The sequence below is a fragment of the Frankia sp. CgMI4 genome (genome assembly GCF_001756285.1).
Lineage (GTDB): Bacteria > Actinomycetota > Actinomycetes > Frankiales > Frankiaceae > Frankia > Frankia casuarinae.
Genome location: NZ_MAQZ01000125.1, coordinates 191,886 through 209,672, shown reverse-complemented (window position 1 = coordinate 209,672; position 17,787 = coordinate 191,886). Strand labels below are relative to the sequence as shown.

Annotated in this window: 17 protein-coding genes and 4 tRNA genes; 15 read left to right on the top strand and 6 right to left on the bottom strand. The window is 70.8% G+C overall.

The features are described 5' to 3' along the window. Window positions 1-140: 140 nt before the first annotated feature. The gene (locus tag Manayef4_RS21710; RefSeq protein WP_070133163.1) at window positions 141-434 is read left to right on the top strand and encodes a DUF4193 family protein; all 294 of its coding nucleotides are present in this window, start codon (window positions 141-143) and stop codon (window positions 432-434) included. 111 nt (window positions 435-545) lie between these two features. Here Manayef4_RS21710 and Manayef4_RS21705 read toward each other — a convergent pair whose 3' ends face one another. Then, on the bottom strand, window positions 546-1,133 hold the full coding sequence (locus tag Manayef4_RS21705) for an isochorismatase family protein (RefSeq protein ID WP_011435798.1): 588 nt from the start codon (window positions 1,131-1,133) through the stop codon (window positions 546-548). 226 nt (window positions 1,134-1,359) lie between these two features. On the opposite strand from Manayef4_RS21705, the gene Manayef4_RS21700 reads away from it, so the two are divergent. Together Manayef4_RS21700 and Manayef4_RS21695 are read left to right on the top strand one after the other, a co-directional pair. After that, a complete protein-coding gene (locus tag Manayef4_RS21700; protein WP_070133161.1) occupies window positions 1,360-2,169 on the top strand; it encodes a DUF3097 domain-containing protein in 810 nt (269 codons plus the stop codon). A gap of 99 nt (window positions 2,170-2,268) precedes the next feature. Further along, window positions 2,269-3,129 (top strand): N-acetylmuramoyl-L-alanine amidase, encoded by an 861-nt coding sequence (locus Manayef4_RS21695; protein WP_011435800.1) that lies wholly within the window; start codon window positions 2,269-2,271, stop codon window positions 3,127-3,129. A 145-nt stretch (window positions 3,130-3,274) separates the two neighbouring features. Here Manayef4_RS21695 and Manayef4_RS21690 read toward each other — a convergent pair. The 3 genes from Manayef4_RS21690 to Manayef4_RS21680 form a co-directional block, all read right to left on the bottom strand. Then, window positions 3,275-3,346: transfer RNA gene (locus Manayef4_RS21690), tRNA-Val, on the bottom strand. Window positions 3,347-3,359: 13 nt separating this feature from the next. Further along, a tRNA-Cys gene (locus tag Manayef4_RS21685) sits at window positions 3,360-3,431 on the bottom strand. Between the two features lie 43 nt (window positions 3,432-3,474). Beyond that, window positions 3,475-3,547: transfer RNA gene (locus Manayef4_RS21680), tRNA-Gly, on the bottom strand. 220 nt (window positions 3,548-3,767) lie between these two features. Here Manayef4_RS21680 and Manayef4_RS21675 point away from each other — a divergent pair. Continuing rightward, entirely contained in the window at window positions 3,768-4,949 is a 1,182-nt protein-coding gene (locus Manayef4_RS21675) for a chorismate-binding protein (protein WP_254665785.1), read from the top strand. 152 nt (window positions 4,950-5,101) lie between these two features. Here Manayef4_RS21675 and Manayef4_RS21670 read toward each other — a convergent pair whose 3' ends face one another. Then, entirely contained in the window at window positions 5,102-5,533 is a 432-nt protein-coding gene (locus Manayef4_RS21670; RefSeq protein ID WP_070133160.1) for an SsgA family sporulation/cell division regulator, read from the bottom strand. A gap of 444 nt (window positions 5,534-5,977) precedes the next feature. On the opposite strand from Manayef4_RS21670, the gene Manayef4_RS21665 reads away from it, so the two are divergent. Both Manayef4_RS21665 and Manayef4_RS21660 read left to right on the top strand, forming a co-directional pair. Beyond that, window positions 5,978-6,049: transfer RNA gene (locus Manayef4_RS21665), tRNA-Val, on the top strand. Between the two features lie 1,343 nt (window positions 6,050-7,392). Next, window positions 7,393-7,971, top strand: coding sequence for an HIT domain-containing protein (locus tag Manayef4_RS21660; protein ID WP_011435802.1), 579 nt, complete (start codon window positions 7,393-7,395; stop codon window positions 7,969-7,971). 212 nt (window positions 7,972-8,183) lie between these two features. Here Manayef4_RS21660 and Manayef4_RS21655 read toward each other — a convergent pair whose 3' ends face one another. Beyond that, complete coding sequence (locus Manayef4_RS21655) at window positions 8,184-10,352, bottom strand: elongation factor G-like protein EF-G2 (protein WP_070133158.1); 2,169 nt, start codon at window positions 10,350-10,352, stop codon at window positions 8,184-8,186. Window positions 10,353-10,533: 181 nt separating this feature from the next. Between Manayef4_RS21655 and pgsA the strand changes: the two genes are divergently transcribed. The 9 genes from pgsA (at window position 10,534) to ruvA (ending at window position 17,780) form a co-directional block, all read left to right on the top strand. Further along, complete coding sequence (gene pgsA / locus Manayef4_RS21650) at window positions 10,534-11,247, top strand: phosphatidylinositol phosphate synthase (RefSeq protein ID WP_070133157.1); 714 nt, start codon at window positions 10,534-10,536, stop codon at window positions 11,245-11,247. A gap of 35 nt (window positions 11,248-11,282) precedes the next feature. Beyond that, window positions 11,283-12,179: a phosphatidylinositol mannoside acyltransferase gene (locus Manayef4_RS21645; protein ID WP_051623774.1), complete on the top strand. Its 897-nt coding sequence runs from the start codon at window positions 11,283-11,285 to the stop codon at window positions 12,177-12,179. 7 nt (window positions 12,180-12,186) lie between these two features. Then, window positions 12,187-13,353 (top strand): glycosyltransferase family 4 protein, encoded by a 1,167-nt coding sequence (locus Manayef4_RS21640; protein WP_070133155.1) that lies wholly within the window; start codon window positions 12,187-12,189, stop codon window positions 13,351-13,353. 54 nt (window positions 13,354-13,407) lie between these two features. Then, window positions 13,408-13,962 (top strand): hypothetical protein, encoded by a 555-nt coding sequence (locus tag Manayef4_RS21635; RefSeq protein ID WP_070133153.1) that lies wholly within the window; start codon window positions 13,408-13,410, stop codon window positions 13,960-13,962. 149 nt (window positions 13,963-14,111) lie between these two features. Next, window positions 14,112-15,044 carry a pyridoxal 5'-phosphate synthase lyase subunit PdxS gene (pdxS, locus tag Manayef4_RS21630; protein ID WP_070133151.1) on the top strand — a complete coding sequence of 311 codons (933 nt, stop codon included), beginning with the start codon at window positions 14,112-14,114 and terminating at the stop codon, window positions 15,042-15,044. Continuing rightward, window positions 15,041-15,640, top strand: coding sequence for a pyridoxal 5'-phosphate synthase glutaminase subunit PdxT (gene pdxT / locus Manayef4_RS21625; RefSeq protein WP_011435809.1), 600 nt, complete (start codon window positions 15,041-15,043; stop codon window positions 15,638-15,640). Before pdxS ends, pdxT begins: the two co-directional genes overlap by 4 nt. Window positions 15,641-15,662: 22 nt before the next feature. Continuing rightward, a complete protein-coding gene (locus Manayef4_RS21620; RefSeq protein ID WP_070133149.1) occupies window positions 15,663-16,418 on the top strand; it encodes a YebC/PmpR family DNA-binding transcriptional regulator in 756 nt (251 codons plus the stop codon). 103 nt (window positions 16,419-16,521) lie between these two features. After that, on the top strand, window positions 16,522-17,040 hold the full coding sequence (gene ruvC / locus Manayef4_RS21615; protein WP_070133145.1) for a crossover junction endodeoxyribonuclease RuvC: 519 nt from the start codon (window positions 16,522-16,524) through the stop codon (window positions 17,038-17,040). Further along, window positions 17,037-17,780 carry a Holliday junction branch migration protein RuvA gene (gene ruvA / locus Manayef4_RS21610; RefSeq protein WP_011435812.1) on the top strand — a complete coding sequence of 248 codons (744 nt, stop codon included), beginning with the start codon at window positions 17,037-17,039 and terminating at the stop codon, window positions 17,778-17,780. The genes ruvC and ruvA overlap by 4 nt, the downstream gene beginning before the upstream one ends. Window positions 17,781-17,787 lie beyond the last annotated feature (7 nt).

Sequence of the window (17,787 nt, the reverse complement as noted above, 5' to 3'; positions counted from 1 at the left end):
GGGATTCTCCGGGGCGTCTGAGGGCCGAGGGTGTGGTGAAGCCCACATCGGGGTAGCGCGGGTCTGACGGGCACATACCCCGGCGGTCGTGCGTTGTGGGTTGCGCACGACTACGCACAACTTCTCTGGGAGTTACTTCAGTGGCCACCGATTACGACACCCCTCGTACAGCTGACATCGAGGACGCCTCGGAGCAGAGCCTCGAGGCCCTCAAGGCTCGGCGGGCGGACGCGGCGGCTGATCTCGGTGACGACGTTGATCCGTTCGAAACCGAGCTCGGCCTRCCCGGCGCCGACMTGTCGGGYGAGGAGCTGAACGTCCGCGTGCTGCCGCGCCAGGCCGACGAGTTCACCTGCACGCAGTGCTACCTGGTGCATCACCGCAGCCAGCTCGTGGACGAGCGACGGATGATCTGCCGGGACTGCGCGGCCTGACCGACCGCATGGTCCGATCGGCTCTTGGTCAGTCTCCACCGCCGAGGACAGCTCCACGATCAGTTCGGGCTCGACCGCTACCGGCGGTTCGGGCTCGTCTGGTCCGGCTTCTYACCCGACCAGAACGCCGGCGTCCCGCAGGCGTGCCACGGCTCGCTCGTCGTCGCCCGGGCGCAGGTTGACGAACCTGGTGAGGTCGAGTGGCAGCAGCACCTTCAGGCCCCGCAGCCGGGCGTCCAGCGCGCTCTCCTGGACGCAGTAGTCGCCGGCCAGCCCGACGACCACCACCCTCGACACGCCCAGCTGTGCCAGCCGTTCACCGAGCACCGTGGCGGCCCGCCGCCCCGATGCCGGGTCACGCACCGAGAAGGCCGAGTAGCCGTCGCTGCCGTCGACCCCCTTGCGGATCACCTCACCCTTGACGATCAGGTCGGGATGGAACTGGGCGCCGGGGGTGTCCCCGACGCAGTGCGGCGGCCAGATCCCGCCGCCGGTGACGAAGTGCGGGGTCTCGTGCGGGTGCCAGTCCTGGCTGTAGAAGACCGGGGAGCCGGCGGCCACCGCCGCGGCGATCTCCGCATTGATCCCGGCGATGATCTGCTCACCGCCGGCCACGTAGAGGCTGCCGGCCGGATCGGTGAAGTCGTTCTGCACGTCCACGATCAGCAGGGCGGTCCCCGGCCCGTAACGCTGACTCATCGTCRTGTCCCCTCCGCCGCGCTCCGCCCTCGCGTCGCGGTGTACCCACCTCTCCCGGTGTACCAATCTGTCCCGATGTACCCGTTCATCTCGATGCACCCGTTTGTTCCGATACGCCCGCCTGTCCCGGCGTACCCGTCCGTTCGGTACGACCACACTGTCACATTTTCGACACGCCCGCGTCGATATCCCTGATCATGATGGTGTGTCGGCTTAGGTTCGCAGGATGCGTAGTCGAGACTACGGGCCGGACGTCCTGGCTCCCGCCGCCCGCCCGCGCCCGGTGCGCCCGCCGGAGGTCGAGCTCGAGCGTGACCTCGTGGTCGAGGACGTGGCCACCGGTTTCTGCGGGGCTGTGGTAGGCAGCGAGAACGGTGGGGTGACGCTGGAGGACCRCCACGGCATCCGGAGGGTCTTCCCCCTGGAACCCGGCGCCTTTCTGATCGAGGGCGCGCGGGTGACCCTCGTGCGCCCCCGCCGCGGGACCCCGGCCCCCGCGGCGCGCACCGCGTCCGGGTCCGTGGCGGTGCCCCGCCACCGGGCCAGGGTCGCGCGGGCGAGCCGTATCTACGTGGAGGGTCTGCACGACGCCGCCTTGGTCGAGCGGGTCTGGGGTGACGACCTGCGCATCGAGGGGGTGGTGGTGGAGAGCTTGGACGGGGTCGACGACCTGCCGTCGGTGGTCGCGGGGTTCCGCCCGGGGCCCGGCCGCCGGCTCGGCGTGTTGGTGGACYATCTCGTCCCGGGGTCGAAGGAGAGCCGGATTGCCGCCTCCGTCGCCGGTGACCACGTCCTGGTGACCGGTCATCCCTACATCGACATCTGGCAGGCGGTGAAGCCGGCGTCGGTCGGCATTCCCCGCTGGCCCGAGATTCCCCGCGGCCAGCCCTGGAAGGAAGGGGTCTGTCAGGCCCTCGGTGTGGAGGACCCGGCGCAGATGTGGCGCCGGATCCTGGCCTCGGTGGACAGCTACACCGACCTTGAGGTGGGCCTGCTCGGCGCGGTGGAACGACTGATCGACTTCGTCACCGGCTGACGGCCGGGCCCGGGCGGCCCCCGTACGCGCGCCGCGCAGCCGACCGCGTACGGTCACTTCCGGTGGGGACGGGCCCCCTCCGTAGGCGGGAGACACCGAATGCCGGCACGGATCAGACCATCGATCCTGCTTCGGATTGTCGGTGCGGCCGCCGTGGCCCTGGTCGCCGTGGCCCTGGTCGCCGGGGTGGCTCTGCATCTCGTGGTGGGCGGGTCCGCCGGGGCGGGCGCACCCGGCCCCCGGCCCGGCGTGGACGGGACCTCACCAACCGCCCTGTCCGGCCGGAAGGTCGTTCTCGATCCCGGGCACAACGGAGGAAACGGCGCCGCCGCGGGGTCGATCAACCGGCGGGTTCCGGCCGGCGGTTTCGACAAGGAATGCGACACCGTCGGCGCCGAGACCGACAGTGGTTACCCGGAGCACGCCTTCACCTTCGACGTCGCTGGGCGGGCGGCGGCCATTCTGCGCTCCCGGGGCGCGAGCGTGATCCTGACGCGCGACAACGACTCCGGGGTGGGCCCGTGCATCGACGAGCGGGCCCGCATCGGCAACCGGACCTCGGCCGACGCGGTGGTGTCGATACATGCCGACGGGGGACCGGCGGACGGGCGCGGCTTTCATGTCATCGCGCCCGCGCTCAGCCCGGACCGGGCCAACGCACCGATCCTCGCCCCGTCGGCACGTCTTGCGGCGATGGTGCGATCCGCCTTCGGCCGGGCCACCGGGCAGCCACTGGCGGACTACCTGGGCGAGGATGGTATGACGATCCGCTCCGATCTCGGTGGGCTCAACCTCTCGCGGGTGCCGAAGGTCTTCCTGGAGTGCGGCAACATGCGCAACCGCACCGATGCGGCCGAGCTCGCCGACCCGGCCTGGCGGGCCCGGGCGGCGGCGGGCCTTGTGGACGGGATCACGTCGTTCCTGCTGGGGGACGAGGCGTCCTCGCCCGGCCCGGGCTGACCCGGCTTCGTCCGGCGATGGGCGCGGCGGGCGGCCGGGCCCATCGCCGGATTTCCGGGCGGCCCACCGCCCACCGGCCGTCGCACACGCAGAGGGCCACCCGTGACGGGTGGCCCTCATAGGACAGCCAAAACGTTTCTCGCGGTGGGCGATACTGGGATTGAACCAGTGACCTCTACCGTGTCAAGGTAGCGCTCTCCCACTGAGCTAATCGCCCGCGAARGGATCAGAGGCGGAGGCGGGAATCGAACCCGCGTACAGGGCTTTGCAGGCCCTTGCCTAAACCACTCGGCCACTCCGCCGTGGGAGGCCGCTGGGGACGGACCTCAAGCCTCTCTGCTCCCGAGCGGACGACGGGATTCGAACCCGCGACCCTCACCTTGGCAAGGTGATGCTCTACCAACTGAGCCACGTCCGCGCTGCTCCGCGCTTCTCGGCGGTGCAGGTAGCACTCTAGCGGACGATCGGGCCAGACGTCGAACCRTCCGGCGGGCATCGCTGAGATGTTGCGTTGGGTCAAGGTTCTCCGGATGAACACCGGCTTTCGCCCACGGCACGTCCATGCGGCTGGCGGCCGTCGAGGGGCTGGTCCATGCCCTGGGCGGCGGGTCACCTCGGGCGGCGGTAGCGTGATCGGAATGAGCGAGACGAACGTGGCGGCTCGGGAGACGAGCCCTCTCKGGCGTGTGGCACCGTCACCCCCGTGGGATGCCTCCTCGTTCCTGCTCGCCGGCGGCCGGTTCGCGACCGAGGTCGTGGAGATCAGCGATGACGCCGCGGTGCTGGATCGAGATGGCTTCTGGGCGGTCGTCGTCGACTTCAAGGGGGCCGTCCGTTGCATCCGGTTCGCCGACGTGCGGCCGGCGCCTCCCGGTGGTGTCGCGGCGCTGCGGCGTGGCCCCTGGCTCGGACCGTCGCGAGCCGCATGGGCGACGACCATGAACCGGGCAGCCTACCTTGACGGGGTTGCGGCGATCCGTGAGCGCATCGCGGCGGGGGAGGTCTACCAGGTCAATCTCTGCCGATTGCTGTCGGCGCCCCTGTCGGCGCCCGCGGCGGAAGGCGCGGGGGGTCCCGGTGTCGGTGCCGCCGGTGTCGATCTCGGTGCCCTGGCGGCCGTCGTCGCCGCCGGCAATCCCGCGCCGTACGCGGTCGTCCTGGACGTGCCGGAGGCCGGGGTGCGCATCGTCGGCGCCTCCCCGGAGCTGTTCCTCTCCCGCCAGGGCGACGTCGTGAGCTCCAGGCCCATCAAGGGAACCGGTCGGACGGCGGCGGATCTGCGGGAGAAGGACGTCGCCGAGAACATCATGATTGTCGATCTTGTTCGCAACGATCTCGGGCGGGTTGCCCACCCGGGAAGCGTGACGGTGCCTTCACTCTGTGCTGTGGAGAAACACCCCGGTCTCGTGCACCTCGTCTCGACCGTCCGGGCCCGGCTGCGGCCGGGGGTGGGCTGGCGGGACCTCCTGGYGGCGACCTGCCCGCCCGGTTCCGTCTCCGGTGCGCCGAAGTCGAGTGCGCTGCGGATCATCCGAGAACTGGAACCGGCCTCTCGGGGCTACTACTGCGGKGGGATCGGCTGGGTKGATGCCGACCGGAACGTGGGTTGGCTGTCTGTTGGTATTCGTACGTTCTGGATCGAGGACGACCGGATCTGGTTCGGTACCGGCGCTGGTATCACGTGGGGGAGTGATCCGGACTCGGAGTGGCGTGAGACCGAGCTGAAGGCCGACCGGCTGGTGGGGCTGGCGAGCCGATCGGACGATAAGCCGGGCACCGGCGGTGGGCCGAGGACAAAAGGACCCGCCTGGCGGCGCTAGGCCGGCCAGGCGGGCGGGTGCTCTGTGTGTGACTGGTCTGTGTGTGACCGGGTGGAAGCTACCTCGGATGCAGGTGGGGAAGGGCCTCCCCTGGTCGCAAAATGCCCGCACCGGCTTGCCGGGATCGGACAGCGGTCCCGACCCCGGTGAGATCACCGCTCGGGGCCGCCCCAGATGAGGAGGGCGAGTTCGGCGTCAAGATCGATGATGTCGCTCTCCCCGCCGARGGGGACGGCTGAATACGTCCGCCGTAGGAAGGCCAGCACCTCGGACCGCGGCATCTCGAACAGTGCATGCCCGGACGGGCTGGACAGGGACAGGCAGACGATCCGTCCCCCGGACTGGGCGGCAGGCCACACCTGCACGTCGCCATCCCCGGCAGGTCGGCGCACACCGTCGCTGAGGAGCTGGCGCGCGAATGTCCACTCCACGACCTCGTCCGCACCGGTGCGGAAGCCGATGCTGATCGCGTACGGATCGGCCGGCTCGTACCGGACGGTGGCGGCGACCGGCACGGGMGCCCCGCCGGGAACGACAAGGCGGAGGGCGAGTTCTGCGGTGATTGAATCGTGACGAATAGTCATCGGGCGGCCTCTCATGGTGCGATGGTGCGGGCGAGCACCCGTGTAACGGGATAGTTCCCTCTCCGAGTCCCGTTGGAAACAAGATTATGCCAAGACAACATCCGTTACGGTAGTTCGGGCGAGTTGCCTGGCCCGGAAGGGTGAACCTGCTTCGAGTGATCATGGTTCGGTCGACTATCGGACGGATCTTCTACTTATATCCTATAGATGATTACTGTCCGTAGCGTCCGAACGTCCCCGAGCGCCAGGTCATCCCGCCAAGGCCGTTCCCCCGTGAGCCTTCCCCATCGGGACCCTTCCCAACCACGRCCAGTCGCGGCGAACCTGACCCAGTCCGGCCACCGGACAGGACGGTGGACATCGCCCCATCCGTCCGTCGACCCCCCGCTGCCGCCCCCCTTCGTCGGCCCGTATCCCCGGCGTGTAGGGTGGTCCCACCGGCAAGGGCGTATAGCTCAGTGGTAGAGCGCTGCCTTCACACGGCAGAGGTCCGTGGTTCGAAACCACGTACGCCCACGCGATTGGGCTTGCCATGCTCCGCTCCCGGGCCGGGAGCTTGTTGTGCTCCCATGAGATATCTGTCCGATGGATGATCTTCGCGCCCCCCGCGATGCGGCGTTTTTCCTGGTCCGGGTGGGTTTGTCGGTGCCTGGGAGGGGCTACTCCAAACGGGTGGTGCAGCTCGGCGGTGTCCTCTCCCGCCGGCGGGACTCGGCACGTTTCCCCCGGTGGCAGGCCGTCTCGGTCCCGTCCGAGGTCTGCCCGGGTGTGCCCCCGGCCCTCGCGGCGTGCTGTGGCTCGAAGGGTGGTCGGAGCTGTCCGCCCCCGGTGGGGCGCCTGCCTCGGGGAGTGGTGCGAAATATCCCCGATTGGCCGGTTTCTGGGTGTCTGGGCTGCGACGTCGTGGGCTGGCGACGAATCGACATCTACCCCCACTTTGGTGGGGACATCGCCGATGGAGGCKGATCCCGGAGGGGGTCCCGGCCGATGCTCCAGCMCGGGAGACAGTGTGGGCGACGAGCGCGTCGATACCTCGACCCGGGGTCGGCTCCGAGCCTCGTTCTTCACGGAAAGTGACGTCCAAGCCCGCGTCGCCGTGCCCCTGGGTGYATCGCGCGAGCCGCCACCGCGATGCGTCGCGGCCCTTGGGAGCGGGCCTGTCCACCTTTCGGGCGCATGCTGTTGATTCGTGGTGCCCGTGGAGTTCCGCGTGCTGGAGATGGTCGCCGCCGTGCGTCGCCGTGGAACGATTCCGGTGGTCGTTGATATACCGGTTGGTCCATGGTTGATCGGCATCGTTGTGCGTCCCGCCCCTTTCCGCAGGTCACTGGTTTGCGAGCGGGGTCCACGCCGGGTCCGATTGGCGTTTTCCCCCATGAAGGTGCCGCTGACGCTGTACAGATCGGCTTAACGTCCGCTAAGCTGGTCGGGCAGGGCGTAACGGGCTCGGGCTGTCGCAAGGTTGTCGTGATGGCTTCTCGCGGGGTTGCGCCGGGAGGGCTCCTCTCGGTCGCGGACCTCTCGTGCGCATCATCCGCGCGTCAGATCCAGGGCGCCGTGGTTCGAAACCGATTACGTCACTTGAGGGGGACTGGCGGCGACCCCCCCACGCCGTCAGTCTCCCTCTTCATGCGCCGGACCGCACCCGCACGCGAGCCTCCTCGCCTACCGGGGGCGTCTCTCGTCGCTCAGATCCTGATAAATTGACGAGATGATATTGCTCCCCCCCGGGGAGCTCGTCCCGGGGAGGCGGTGCCCTTGCTGACGGCCGAGCAGGTTCCGGTGTCCATGGCCCGCTCGATGGGCGCTGCCTGCGTGTTCACTCGGCTCGGCCGGGGCGGCGTCGTGGCGGTCGCCCCGTGACGGCCGAGCTCTCACCCGAGGGGGTTCCCCTGGAGGAGCAGGCGGGGGTCGGCGGTCCGGATGCTTTCCAGCGGCTCTACACCCCGCATCGCATGGCTTATATCAGGGGTGAGGGCCGCTCCCGTGACGATGAATGCCCATTCTGCTCCATTGTCGGGATGTCCGACGAGGACGGCCTCGTGGTTGCCCGGGGTAAAAGCGTCTACGCGGTCCTCAACCTGTACCCCTACAATGCCGGACACCTTCTCGTCGTGCCCTATCGCCACGTCGCGGACTACGCCGACATGGACCCCGAAGAGATCGTCGAGATGGCATTCTTCGTTCAGCACGCGCTCCGTGCGCTGCGGGCCGCCAGCGGGGCCCACGGGTTCAACACCGGCATGAACCTGGGGGATGTCGCCGGCGCCGGGATCGCCTCGCACGTGCATCAGCACGTGGTGCCGCGGTGGGGCGGTGACACGAACTTCATGCCCGTGGTGGGCGCGACCAGGGTGCTGCCCGCCCTGCTCGGGCAGACCAGGCAGATGCTCGCCCAGGCCTGGGCGCAGACCGCGTCCGACGAGCAGGGCGGATAGCGCCGGGCCCGGTGGAGGCCGCAGCCGGGTCGGGGCGCCCCCGTCGGGGCTGCCCGCCGCACCGGGTCCCGCCCGGCGTCCTGCCCGGTGCGGCGGGTGTGCGGTCACGGATGTCTCCCGTCGGCGATCCTTCCTGAGTTGGGCCGAAGGTTGCCAGTCGTCCGCCTTTCCCGCTTTATGTCCGATTCCTGCTTTATGCCGATTTTTTCGCTTCACGCCGACAGGGCATCCCCAAGCTGTGGTGGCATCGGCTCGTAGCCGCGATGGTTCCGCGTGAAGCTACCCGTGCCGTGGCTCAAGGATCGTAGTTCAATCGCATATCTGATCATTTCGCTCGCAGGGACCTCTGCGTGAATGACCGCCCGGGGGGTGGCCCTGGGCCTGCCAGGGATGGGTTCCATCCCGACGACCCGTCCTCGGCGAGTGGACAGGTCGCCCATCACGGCCCCGACGTACTCGTCGGGTACCAGGACGTCAACGGCCAGGATCGGCTCGAGCACGACGACGCCGGCGGCCCGGGCCGCGTCCTTGAGCGCCAGTGCGCCGGCGATCTGAAAGGCCATGTCCGAGGAGTCGACGCTGTGCGCCTTGCCGTCAACGAGGCGGACCCGTAGATCAACCATGGGATGGCCGGTGCGGACGCCCTGCGCCATCTGCGCCCGGACGCCCTTCTCCACCGACGGGATGAAGGCCCGGGGAACCGCGCCGCCGACCACCTCATCGACGAACTCGAAGCCCCCGCCCGCCGGGAGCGGTTCGACCTCGATCTGGCATACCGCGAACTGACCGTGCCCACCGGACTGCTTGACCTGACGGCCGAGTCCGCGTGCCGGGGCACGCAGTKTCTCCCGCAGCGGGATCCGGGGCGCGATCCGGTCCACCGCGGCGCCGTAGCGCTGGGCGAGCCGTTCCAGGACCGCGTCGCTGTGGGCCTCGCCCATGCACCACAGGACGAGTTGGGCGGTCTCGGGGTTCTGCTCGATCCGTAGCGTCGGGTCCTCCACGGCCAGCCGGCCGAGTGCGGTCGACAGCCTGTCCTCGTCCGCGCGGCTTCGGGCACTGATCGCGACGGGGAGCTGCGGTTCGGGCATCGACCATGCGGGCAGGTAGMGCGGGTCGTCGCGATCGGAGAGGGTGTCGCCGGTCTCGGCGGTGCTGAGCTTCGTCACCACGCAGATGCCGCCGGCCGGGCACTCGCCCACCGTGTGCAGAACCGAGCCGTACGGCCGGGAGAGCGCCCCGACCTGCTCGTCGTCGTCGTGGTCGGCGTGCCTGGCCGTGGCTCTGCCGTGCCCGCTGACGTGCACCGCATCGTCGGGATGCAGCGTGCCGGAGAACACCCGAATCACCGACATCCGGCCCACGTAAGGGTCCGTGGTCGTCTTCACGACCTCGGCCACGAGCGGCCCGGCCGGATCACCGTGGCTCTGCTCGCAGGGGGAGCCGTCAGGGCGGCTCACCGGCGGCAGGAGATGCTCCCGCGGCGAGGGGAACCCCTGCACGAACAGGTCCAGCAGCTCGACGGAGCCGAAACCGCCGGCCCGATCGACGCCCCGATCGCTCCCTGCACCGGCGCCCGGACCCGAGGTCGAACCCGGAAGCAGACCGGCCGGCAACACCGGGAAGAACGTCCCGCGGGCGACCGCGGTCTCCAGATCGCCGAGCAGGAGCTTGGTGTCGGGCTCATCACCGGACAGGTACCGGTCGAGGAGGGCCTCGTCCTCGCTCTCAGCGATGATCCCCTCGACCAGGGCGGCGCGGGCGGAGGCGTACCGGCCGGTGAGGTCGGCCGGGGTGGCGAGTTCCCGGCAGCCGCCGTCCGGGTACTCCCGCACCCGCCCGGACAGCAGATCCACCAGCCGCATCGAGGCGCCGGCCTCCCGCTCGGGCAGGTAGGCCGGCAGCACACCGGCCCCGAAGGCCCGTTGGCAGCCCTCGACGGCCGCCGCGAAATCGGCCCGGGGATGGTCGAGATGGGTGAGCACGATCGCGCGGGGCATGCCGACCCCGGCGCACTCCGCCCACACCATGCCGGTCGCGCCATCCACCCCGTCGATCGCGCTGACGACGAACAGAGCGGCGTCGGCGGCCCGCAGGCCCGCCCGCAGCTCGCCCACGAAGTCGGGATAGCCCGGGGTGTCCAGAAGATTGATCGTGAGCCCGCGATGACTGACCGAACACAGGGTGAGGCTGACCGACCGTGCCGGGCGACGCTCGGGATCGGCATGGCCGACGTAGCTGGTCTGGGCGGTCTGACGGTCGCCGTTCTGGCGGTCCGGCGGCCCGGCGGTGGCGAGTAGACGGTCCACCAGAGCCGTCTTGCCCGCRCCGGTGTGGCCTACCAGGACGACGTTGCGCACATCGCACGAGGCTGATGACATCCTCGCCTCCTTGACTGGGAGGTAACGGCCTGTTCGGTAACGGCAGAGTCCTCCCCTGTTACCTGGGACACAAGCCCGAGGGCGGCCGTGGTCGGGAATGCGCGGATCGTGGCGGCTGTACTGTGAAGACCGCCCGAAGTCGGGCGCACGCGGGACGACCACGCGGGACGACGGGACGGACATGCTCGCTAGCAAGGCACGACCGCAGATCCAGAAGTTGCTCGACCCGGTGAGCCAGTGGGCCGCCCGGTCGTCGGTGTCGCCGGATGTCGTGACGATCATCKGCATGGTCGGGGTCGCGGGCGGGGCTCTGGGGTTCTTCACCCGCGGGGTGTTCTTCCTCGGCACCGTGGTAGTCACGCTGTTCGTCTTCTCGGACCTGATCGACGGGGTCATCGCCCGCGCCCGCGGCATCTCCTCCAAGTGGGGGGCCTTTCTCGACTCCACGTCCGACCGGGTCGGCGACGGCGCGATCTTCGGATCGCTCGTCCTCTGGTACGCCGGCGACGGCGATTCCCTGCCGTTGGCGGGTGCGGCCCTGATCTGCCTGGTCGCCGGGTCGATCACCTCGTACGTCAAGGCCCGCGCCGAGGGACTCGGCTTCACCTGTGACGTGGGGTTCGCCGAACGGGGCGAGCGGTTGCTGATCCTGCTGGTCGCCGCCGGGCTGTACGGCCTCGGGGTGCCCTACCTCCTGCCCGCGGCGCTGTGGTTCCTCGTCGGTGCCACCACGCTGACGGTCGTCCAGCGGGTCGTCCACGTCTACCGGCAGTGGTACCGTGCGGGGGACCCTCCCTCCCCGTTGACGTCAAGGGCGGCCCCGACCACCGCGTCCCGGACCACGGCTGCGTCCCGGAGCGCGACCACCTTCGGCCCCGGCCGCAACGGCCGCTGAGCGGTCATCGAGACGACCCGACGAAGAGCCGAGCGTTGACGACGGGCGTGCGGGCGACGGCGGCTGGGCGGGCGGCGGCAGCCGGGCGGTTCACCGACCTCGCCTACGCGCTGGGCTGGCGCGGCGTCCGGCTGCTCCCGCAGCCCGTGGCCGCCGCGGCGTTCCGGTTCGGCGCCGACCTGGCCTACCGCCGCGACGGGCGGGGGGTGCGCCGGCTGCGGTCGAATCTCGCCCGGGTGGCGCCGCCGGGAACCGATCTGGACCGGTTGACCCGGGCGGCGATGCGCTCCTACGCGCGGTACTGGCTGGAGGTGTTCCGCTTCCGAGAGATCGGTCTGGACCGTGTCGTCGGCCGGCTGCGGCTGCTGGACCAGTATCGGTTGTGGGATGCGCACGCCCGCGGGAAAGGGACCATCGTGGCGCTGCCGCACATGGGCAACTGGGAGCAGGCGGGCGCCTGGCTGGTGGCGAATGGCGTGCCGTTCACGACCGTCGCCGAACGCCTGCGGCCGGAGGCGCTCTTCGAGCGGTTCTTGGCCTTCCGCTCGGAACTCGGCATGGAGGTCGTCCCGCTGACCGGCGGGCAGGCTCCTCCGTTCGACCTGCTCACCGAGCGCCTGCTGGCCGGGGGGATGCTCTGCCTGCTCGCGGACCGGGATCTCTCCCGTGGCGGGATCCCGGTGAGGTTCTTCGGCGCCACGGCCACCATGCCCGGCGGGCCCGCGGCGCTCGCGTTGCGCACCGGAGCGGCGCTGCTGCCCGCCACGCTCTGGTTCGACCATGACGGGTGGAGCGGGCGGATCCATCCCGCCGTCGAGCCGAGCGACATCCCGACGATGACGCAGGGACTCGCGGACGCCTTCGCCGCCGGCGTTGCCGCGCACCCCGCGGACTGGCACATGCTCCAGCGGATCTGGCGCGACGACGGATGACGCCGCCGTGAAGATCGGTCTGGCCTGCCCCTATGCCTGGGACGTACCGGGCGGGGTCCAGGCGCACGTGCGTGACCTCGCCGAGACCCTGATCGCCGCCGGTCACGAGGTGTCCGTCATCACCCCGGTGGACGACGAACGKACCCTGCCGCCCTACGCGGTGGACGCGGGTCGGGCGTTACCGCTGCCCTACAACGGCTCCGTCGCCCGGCTCCTGATGGGCCCGGTCTCGGCCGCCCGGGTCCGCCGTTGGCTGCGTGAGCACGACTTCGATGTCCTGCACGCCCACGAACCGACCGCGCCCAGCGTCAGCCTCCTGGCCTRCATGCTGGCCGATGGACCGATCGTCGCCACCTTCCACACCGCCAACCCCCGGTCGCGGTTCCTCACCGCGGCCCAGGGCGCGCTGCAGCCGTCGTTCGAGAAGCTGCGGGCTCGGATCGCGGTCTCCGAGGCGGCCCGGCGCACCCTCGTCGAGCATCTGGGCGCCGACGCCATCCTGATCCCGAACGGGGTGGCGGTGCAGAACTTCGCCGGCGCCCGGCCCCTGCCCGACTACGACGACGGGCGGCCCACCGTCGTGTTCCTCGGGCGTATCGACGAGCCGCGCAAGGGCCTTGACGTGCTGCTCGCCGCCCTGCCTGCGCTCGCCGCCGAGATCGACGGTGTCCGGCTGCTGGTGGCGGGGCCCGGTGACGGGGCGGCGGTGCGGGCCCGGCTGGAGCCCACCCTGCGCTCGCGGGTCGACCTCGTCGGCATGGTCTCCGACGCTGACAAGCCCCGGGTTTTCGCCTCCGGGCAGGTCTACTGCGCCCCGAACACCGGTCAGGAGAGCTTCGGGATCGTGCTGCTCGAGGCGATGGCGACCGGGACCCCGGTGGTGGCCAGCGACATCGACGCCTTCCGCCGGGTCCTCGATGACGGGCGCGCCGGCAGGCTGTTCGACGTCGGCGATCCCGCGCGGCTGGCCGCGACCCTGGCCCAGGTGCTGCGTGATCCCGCCGGCGCCRCGCGGCTGGTGGAACGCGGTCGCRCCGTCGTCACCGCCTACGACTGGCGGGCCATCGCCGAGCGGATCGTCGGGGTGTACCAGATGGTCTCCGGGGACATGCGGGTGTCGRTCGCGACGGCGACGCGGTTGCCGGTCCGGGGCGACGCGAGGAGTGGTAACTGACCTGCCCCGGTACCAGAGCCACGTCACATTCGGCCGTTGGTTACGCTGCGCGGGATGACCGTCGTCGTGGTGGTGGTCGCCTTGGTGGTGGCGATCGCGACCTATCTGACCTGGCTGGCCACTCGGCTCGACCGACTCGCGGCCCGGGTCGCGGACGCCCGCGGTGGGCTGGTGGCGCACCTGGTCGCCCGCGCCGACGCCGCGCGCGAGCTGGCCCTGCGATGTGAGCTGGCCGAGCTGGGCGAGAGCGTGGCCCGGGCCCGAACGGCCTATCCGGACCTGCTCGCCGGGGGGGCGTTGGACGCCGCGGTCGAGCAGAGCGAGAATGCCCTGAGCCGGGCGTTACGGTCCGCCGAGGTCGCCGCGGCCGGCCAGCACCACCCCGCCGAGCTGCATGCGGTCGACTCCTGCGCGGCCCGGGTCGCGCTCGCCCGGCAGTTCCACAACGACGCGGTCCGCGACCTGCGGRCACTCGCCGGTCGACGCGTGGTGCGGATGGCGCACCTGGCCGGCCGCCGGCCGCCGGCCAGCTACTTCGAGATCGACGACGCCCTGCCGATCCGTGGCGAGGGCGTCCCTCGCGACGACCTGCCGGGGCTGGCCTCCTGATGGCCCGGCCGGTCGCGAGATCGCCGTACCATGGAAAACCGACCCACCCGTACGGGAACCATCCGGTGGGGTAGCCGACATGCAGGTGCCAGACATGCCGGTACCCAGCGGCCCTGGCGACCCGACCCAGTGAAAAGAGACGGCACATCATGTCCGAGGGCCAGACTGCCCCCGCCGCCGGCCCGGCGACCGACTCCGCCCGGCATGCCGGTACCGCCCGCGTCAAGCGCGGCATGGCGGAGATGCTCAAGGGCGGTGTGATCATGGATGTGGTCACCGCCGAGCAGGCCCGCATCGCCGAGGACGCCGGCGCCGTCGCGGTGATGGCGCTGGAGCGGGTTCCCGCCGACATCCGGGCGCAGGGTGGGGTGGCGCGGATGAGTGATCCCGACATGATCTCGGAGATCATCGAGGCGGTCTCCATCCCGGTCATGGCCAAGGCCCKGATCGGGCATTTCGTCGAGGCACAGGTGCTGCAGGCGCTCGGGGTGGACTACGTCGACGAGTCCGAGGTTCTCACGCCTGCCGACCCGCACCACCACATCGACAAGTGGCGCTTCACGGTGCCGTTCGTCTGCGGAGCCACCAACCTGGGGGAGGCGCTGCGCCGGATCGCCGAGGGCGCGGCGATGATCCGTTCCAAGGGTGAGGCGGGCACCGGCGAGGTGTCCAACGCCGTGGTGCACATGCGTACMATCCGGGCGGAGATCGCCCGGCTGTCGGGGCTGCCCGCCGAGGAGCTCTACGCGGCGGCCAAGGAGCTGCGCGCCCCGGTCGAGCTGGTCGCCGAGGTGGCCCGGCTCGGTCGGCTGCCCGTCGTGCTGTTCACCGCCRGCGGTATCGCCACCCCGGCGGACGCGGCGCTGATGATGCAGCTCGGCGCGGACGGGGTGTTCGTCGGGTCCGGGATCTTCAAGTCCGGGGACCCGGCGCGCCGCGCTCGGGCCATCGTCGAGGCGACCACCATGTTCAAGGACCCCGACGTTCTGGTGAAGGTCTCCCGGGGCCTTGGCGAGGCGATGGTGGGCATCAACGTCACCGAGCTTCCCCCGGAAGCCCGCTACGCCGACCGCGGCTGGTGAGTGGCCCGCGGATCGGCATCCTCGCGTTGCAGGGGGATGTGCGCGAGCACGCCCGGGCGCTCACCGAGGCCGGCGCGCGGCCGGTGGCGGTGCGCCACGCGGTGGAGCTCGCCGAGGTCGACGGGCTCGTCCTGCCCGGAGGTGAATCCACCACGATCGGCCGGTTGCTGCGCGTGTTCGAGCTGTTGGAGCCGTTGCGGGCGGCGGTGGCCGCGGGGTTGCCCGTGTTCGGTTCATGTGCTGGCATGATCCTGCTTGCGCGGGACGTCGTGGGCGGTCGGCCGGATCAACCACTGATCGGCGGACTGGACATCGTCGTCCGGCGTAACGCCTTCGGCCGGCAGGTGGACTCGTTCGAGGCACACCTCGAGGTCGTCGGGGTGGCGGGGCCACCTGTGCACGCGGTCTTCATCCGGGCACCATGGGTAGAAAAGGCAGGAGACGCGGTCGAGGTCCTGGCCCGTGTCGCCGAGGCGCCGGTGACGGTCCGCCAAGGACCGCTGCTGGCCACCGCGTTCCATCCGGAGCTGACCGGTGATGCCCGGGTGCACCGGCTATTCGTCGACAGCGTCCGATCGTCCGGGTCCGGTCGATGATCGGGCGCAAGAGAGGCAGGTCATGAGCGGCCACTCCAAGTGGGCGACCACCAAGCACAAGAAGGCGGTCATCGATGCCCGCCGGGGCAAGCTGTTCGCCAAACTGATCAAGACGGTCGAGGTGGCGGCCAAGACGGGCGGCGGAGACCCCGCGGGCAACCCGACGCTCGCCGACGCCATCGCCAAGGCGAAGTCGCAGTCCGTGCCGAACGACAACATCGAACGGGCCGTCAAGCGGGGTTCCGGCGAGCTCGCCGGTGGGGTGAACTACGAGGACATCACCTATGAGGCGTACGGCCCGGGCGGGGTGGCGATCCTCGTGGAGTGCCTGACCGACAACCGTAACCGGGCGGCGTCGGATGTCCGGGTGGCGATCACCCGTAACGGCGGCACGGTGGCCGACCCGGGGTCGGTGTCGTACCTGTTCAACCGCAAGGGTGTCGTGCTTATCGAGAAGACCGCCGGCCTCACCGAGGACGACGTACTGCTCGCTGTGCTCGACGCCGGCGCGGAGGAGGTCAACGACGTCGGGGAGGCCTTCGAGGTGGTCTCCGAGGCGACCGATCTGCACGCCGTGCGGGTGGCCGCCACCGATGCCGGCCTGGCGGTCACCTMCGCGGACATCTCCTGGCTGCCGAGTGTGAGCGTGTCGCTGGAGGCCGAACCCGCCGCCAAGGTCCTCAAGCTCATCGAGGCGGTCGAGGATCTCGATGACGTCCAGAACGTCTGGTTCAATGCCGACATCTCCGATGACGTGATGGAGCTCGTCGGCAGCTGATCGTCCTCTCGGGCGATCTGTTGGGCGTGTCGTGGATGTCCGGTTGTGCCGCCGCCCCTAGAATCGAACGAATGTTCTTGTGAACGTGCGGTCGGGAGGGTGGATGCGGGTGCTGGGGGTCGATCCGGGGCTGACCCGGTGTGGCCTGGGGGTCGTCGACGGTGGCCTCGGCATCCGGGCCCACCTGGTCGAGGTGGGGGTGGTGCGCACCCCCGCCACCGCCGAGGTCGCCGAACGGTTGTGCGCCGTGTCCGATGGCATCGACGCCTGGCTCGATCGCACCCGCCCGGAGGCGGTCGCGGTCGAGAAGGTCTTCAGCCAGGCGAACATGCGTACCGTGATGGGCACCGCGCAGGCCGGGGCGGTCGCCATCGTGCTGGCCGCCCGGCGAGGCCTGCCGGTGSGTCTCTACACGCCCAGTGAGGTGAAGGCCGCGGTGACCGGCAGCGGCCGGGCGGACAAAGCGCAGGTCAGTTTTATGATCACCAGATTGCTCGGGCTGACCGAGGCGCCACGCCCGGCCGACGCGGCGGACGCCCTCGCGTTGGCGCTCTGCCACCTGTGGCGCGGGCCGGCGCTGGCCCGGTTCCGTTCCGCCGCGCCGGGCGGACCCACCCGATGATCGCGTCGTTGGCCGGCACGGTCACCGCGCTGACCCCGCTGTCCGCCGTCATCGAGGTCGGCGGGGTGGGCCTGCTCGTCCACTGCTCGCCGTCGACGCTGTCGCGGCTGCGGGTGGGGGAGTCCGCCTCCCTCGCCACCACCCTGATCGTGCGCGAGACCGAGCTGACCCTCTACGGCTTCGCCGACGCCGATGCGCGCGACGTCTTCGAGATCCTGCAGAGCGCGGCCGGGGTCGGGCCCAAGCTCGCCCAGGCCGTGCTCGGGGTGCACGATCCCGACACGGTGCGCCGCGCCGTCGCCGAGGAGGATCTCGCGGTGCTGACGAAGGTCCCCGGTATCGGGCGCAAGGGCGCGCAGCGCATCGTCCTGGACCTGCGGGACCGGCTCGGTCCGCCGGGTGACGGTGCGCCGCTGCCCGGCCCGCGCCTGACGTCGGGACCGGAACCGATGCCGGCCGATGCCGTCGGGGTCGCGGCGACCGTGCGGGAGGCGCTGGTGGGCCTGGGCTACTCGGGTCGTGAGGCCGACGCCGCCGTGTCCCGGGCGCTCGTGGTCCTGGCCGCGCCCGTCGGCGAGGGCGCCGCAGCCGGTGGCGAGCAGGCCGCCCCGGGCAAGGGAGACGTCCCGGGAAAGGAAGGCGCCCCGGGTTCCCGGGCCGGGGCCGACTCGGGAACCGGCGGCGCTCCGCCCGACACCGCGACCCTGCTGCGCGCGAGTCTTGCCGTGCTACGCAGGTGAGGGCCGT

What these genes read in the sequence shown, in the direction of transcription:
- Manayef4_RS21695 (WP_011435800.1), top strand. Translation starts at nt 2,269, where the DNA reads ATGCCGGCACGGATCAGACCATCGATCCTGCTTCGGATTGTCGGTGCG.
- ruvA (WP_011435812.1), top strand. Translation starts at nt 17,037, where the DNA reads ATGATCGCGTCGTTGGCCGGCACGGTCACCGCGCTGACCCCGCTGTCC.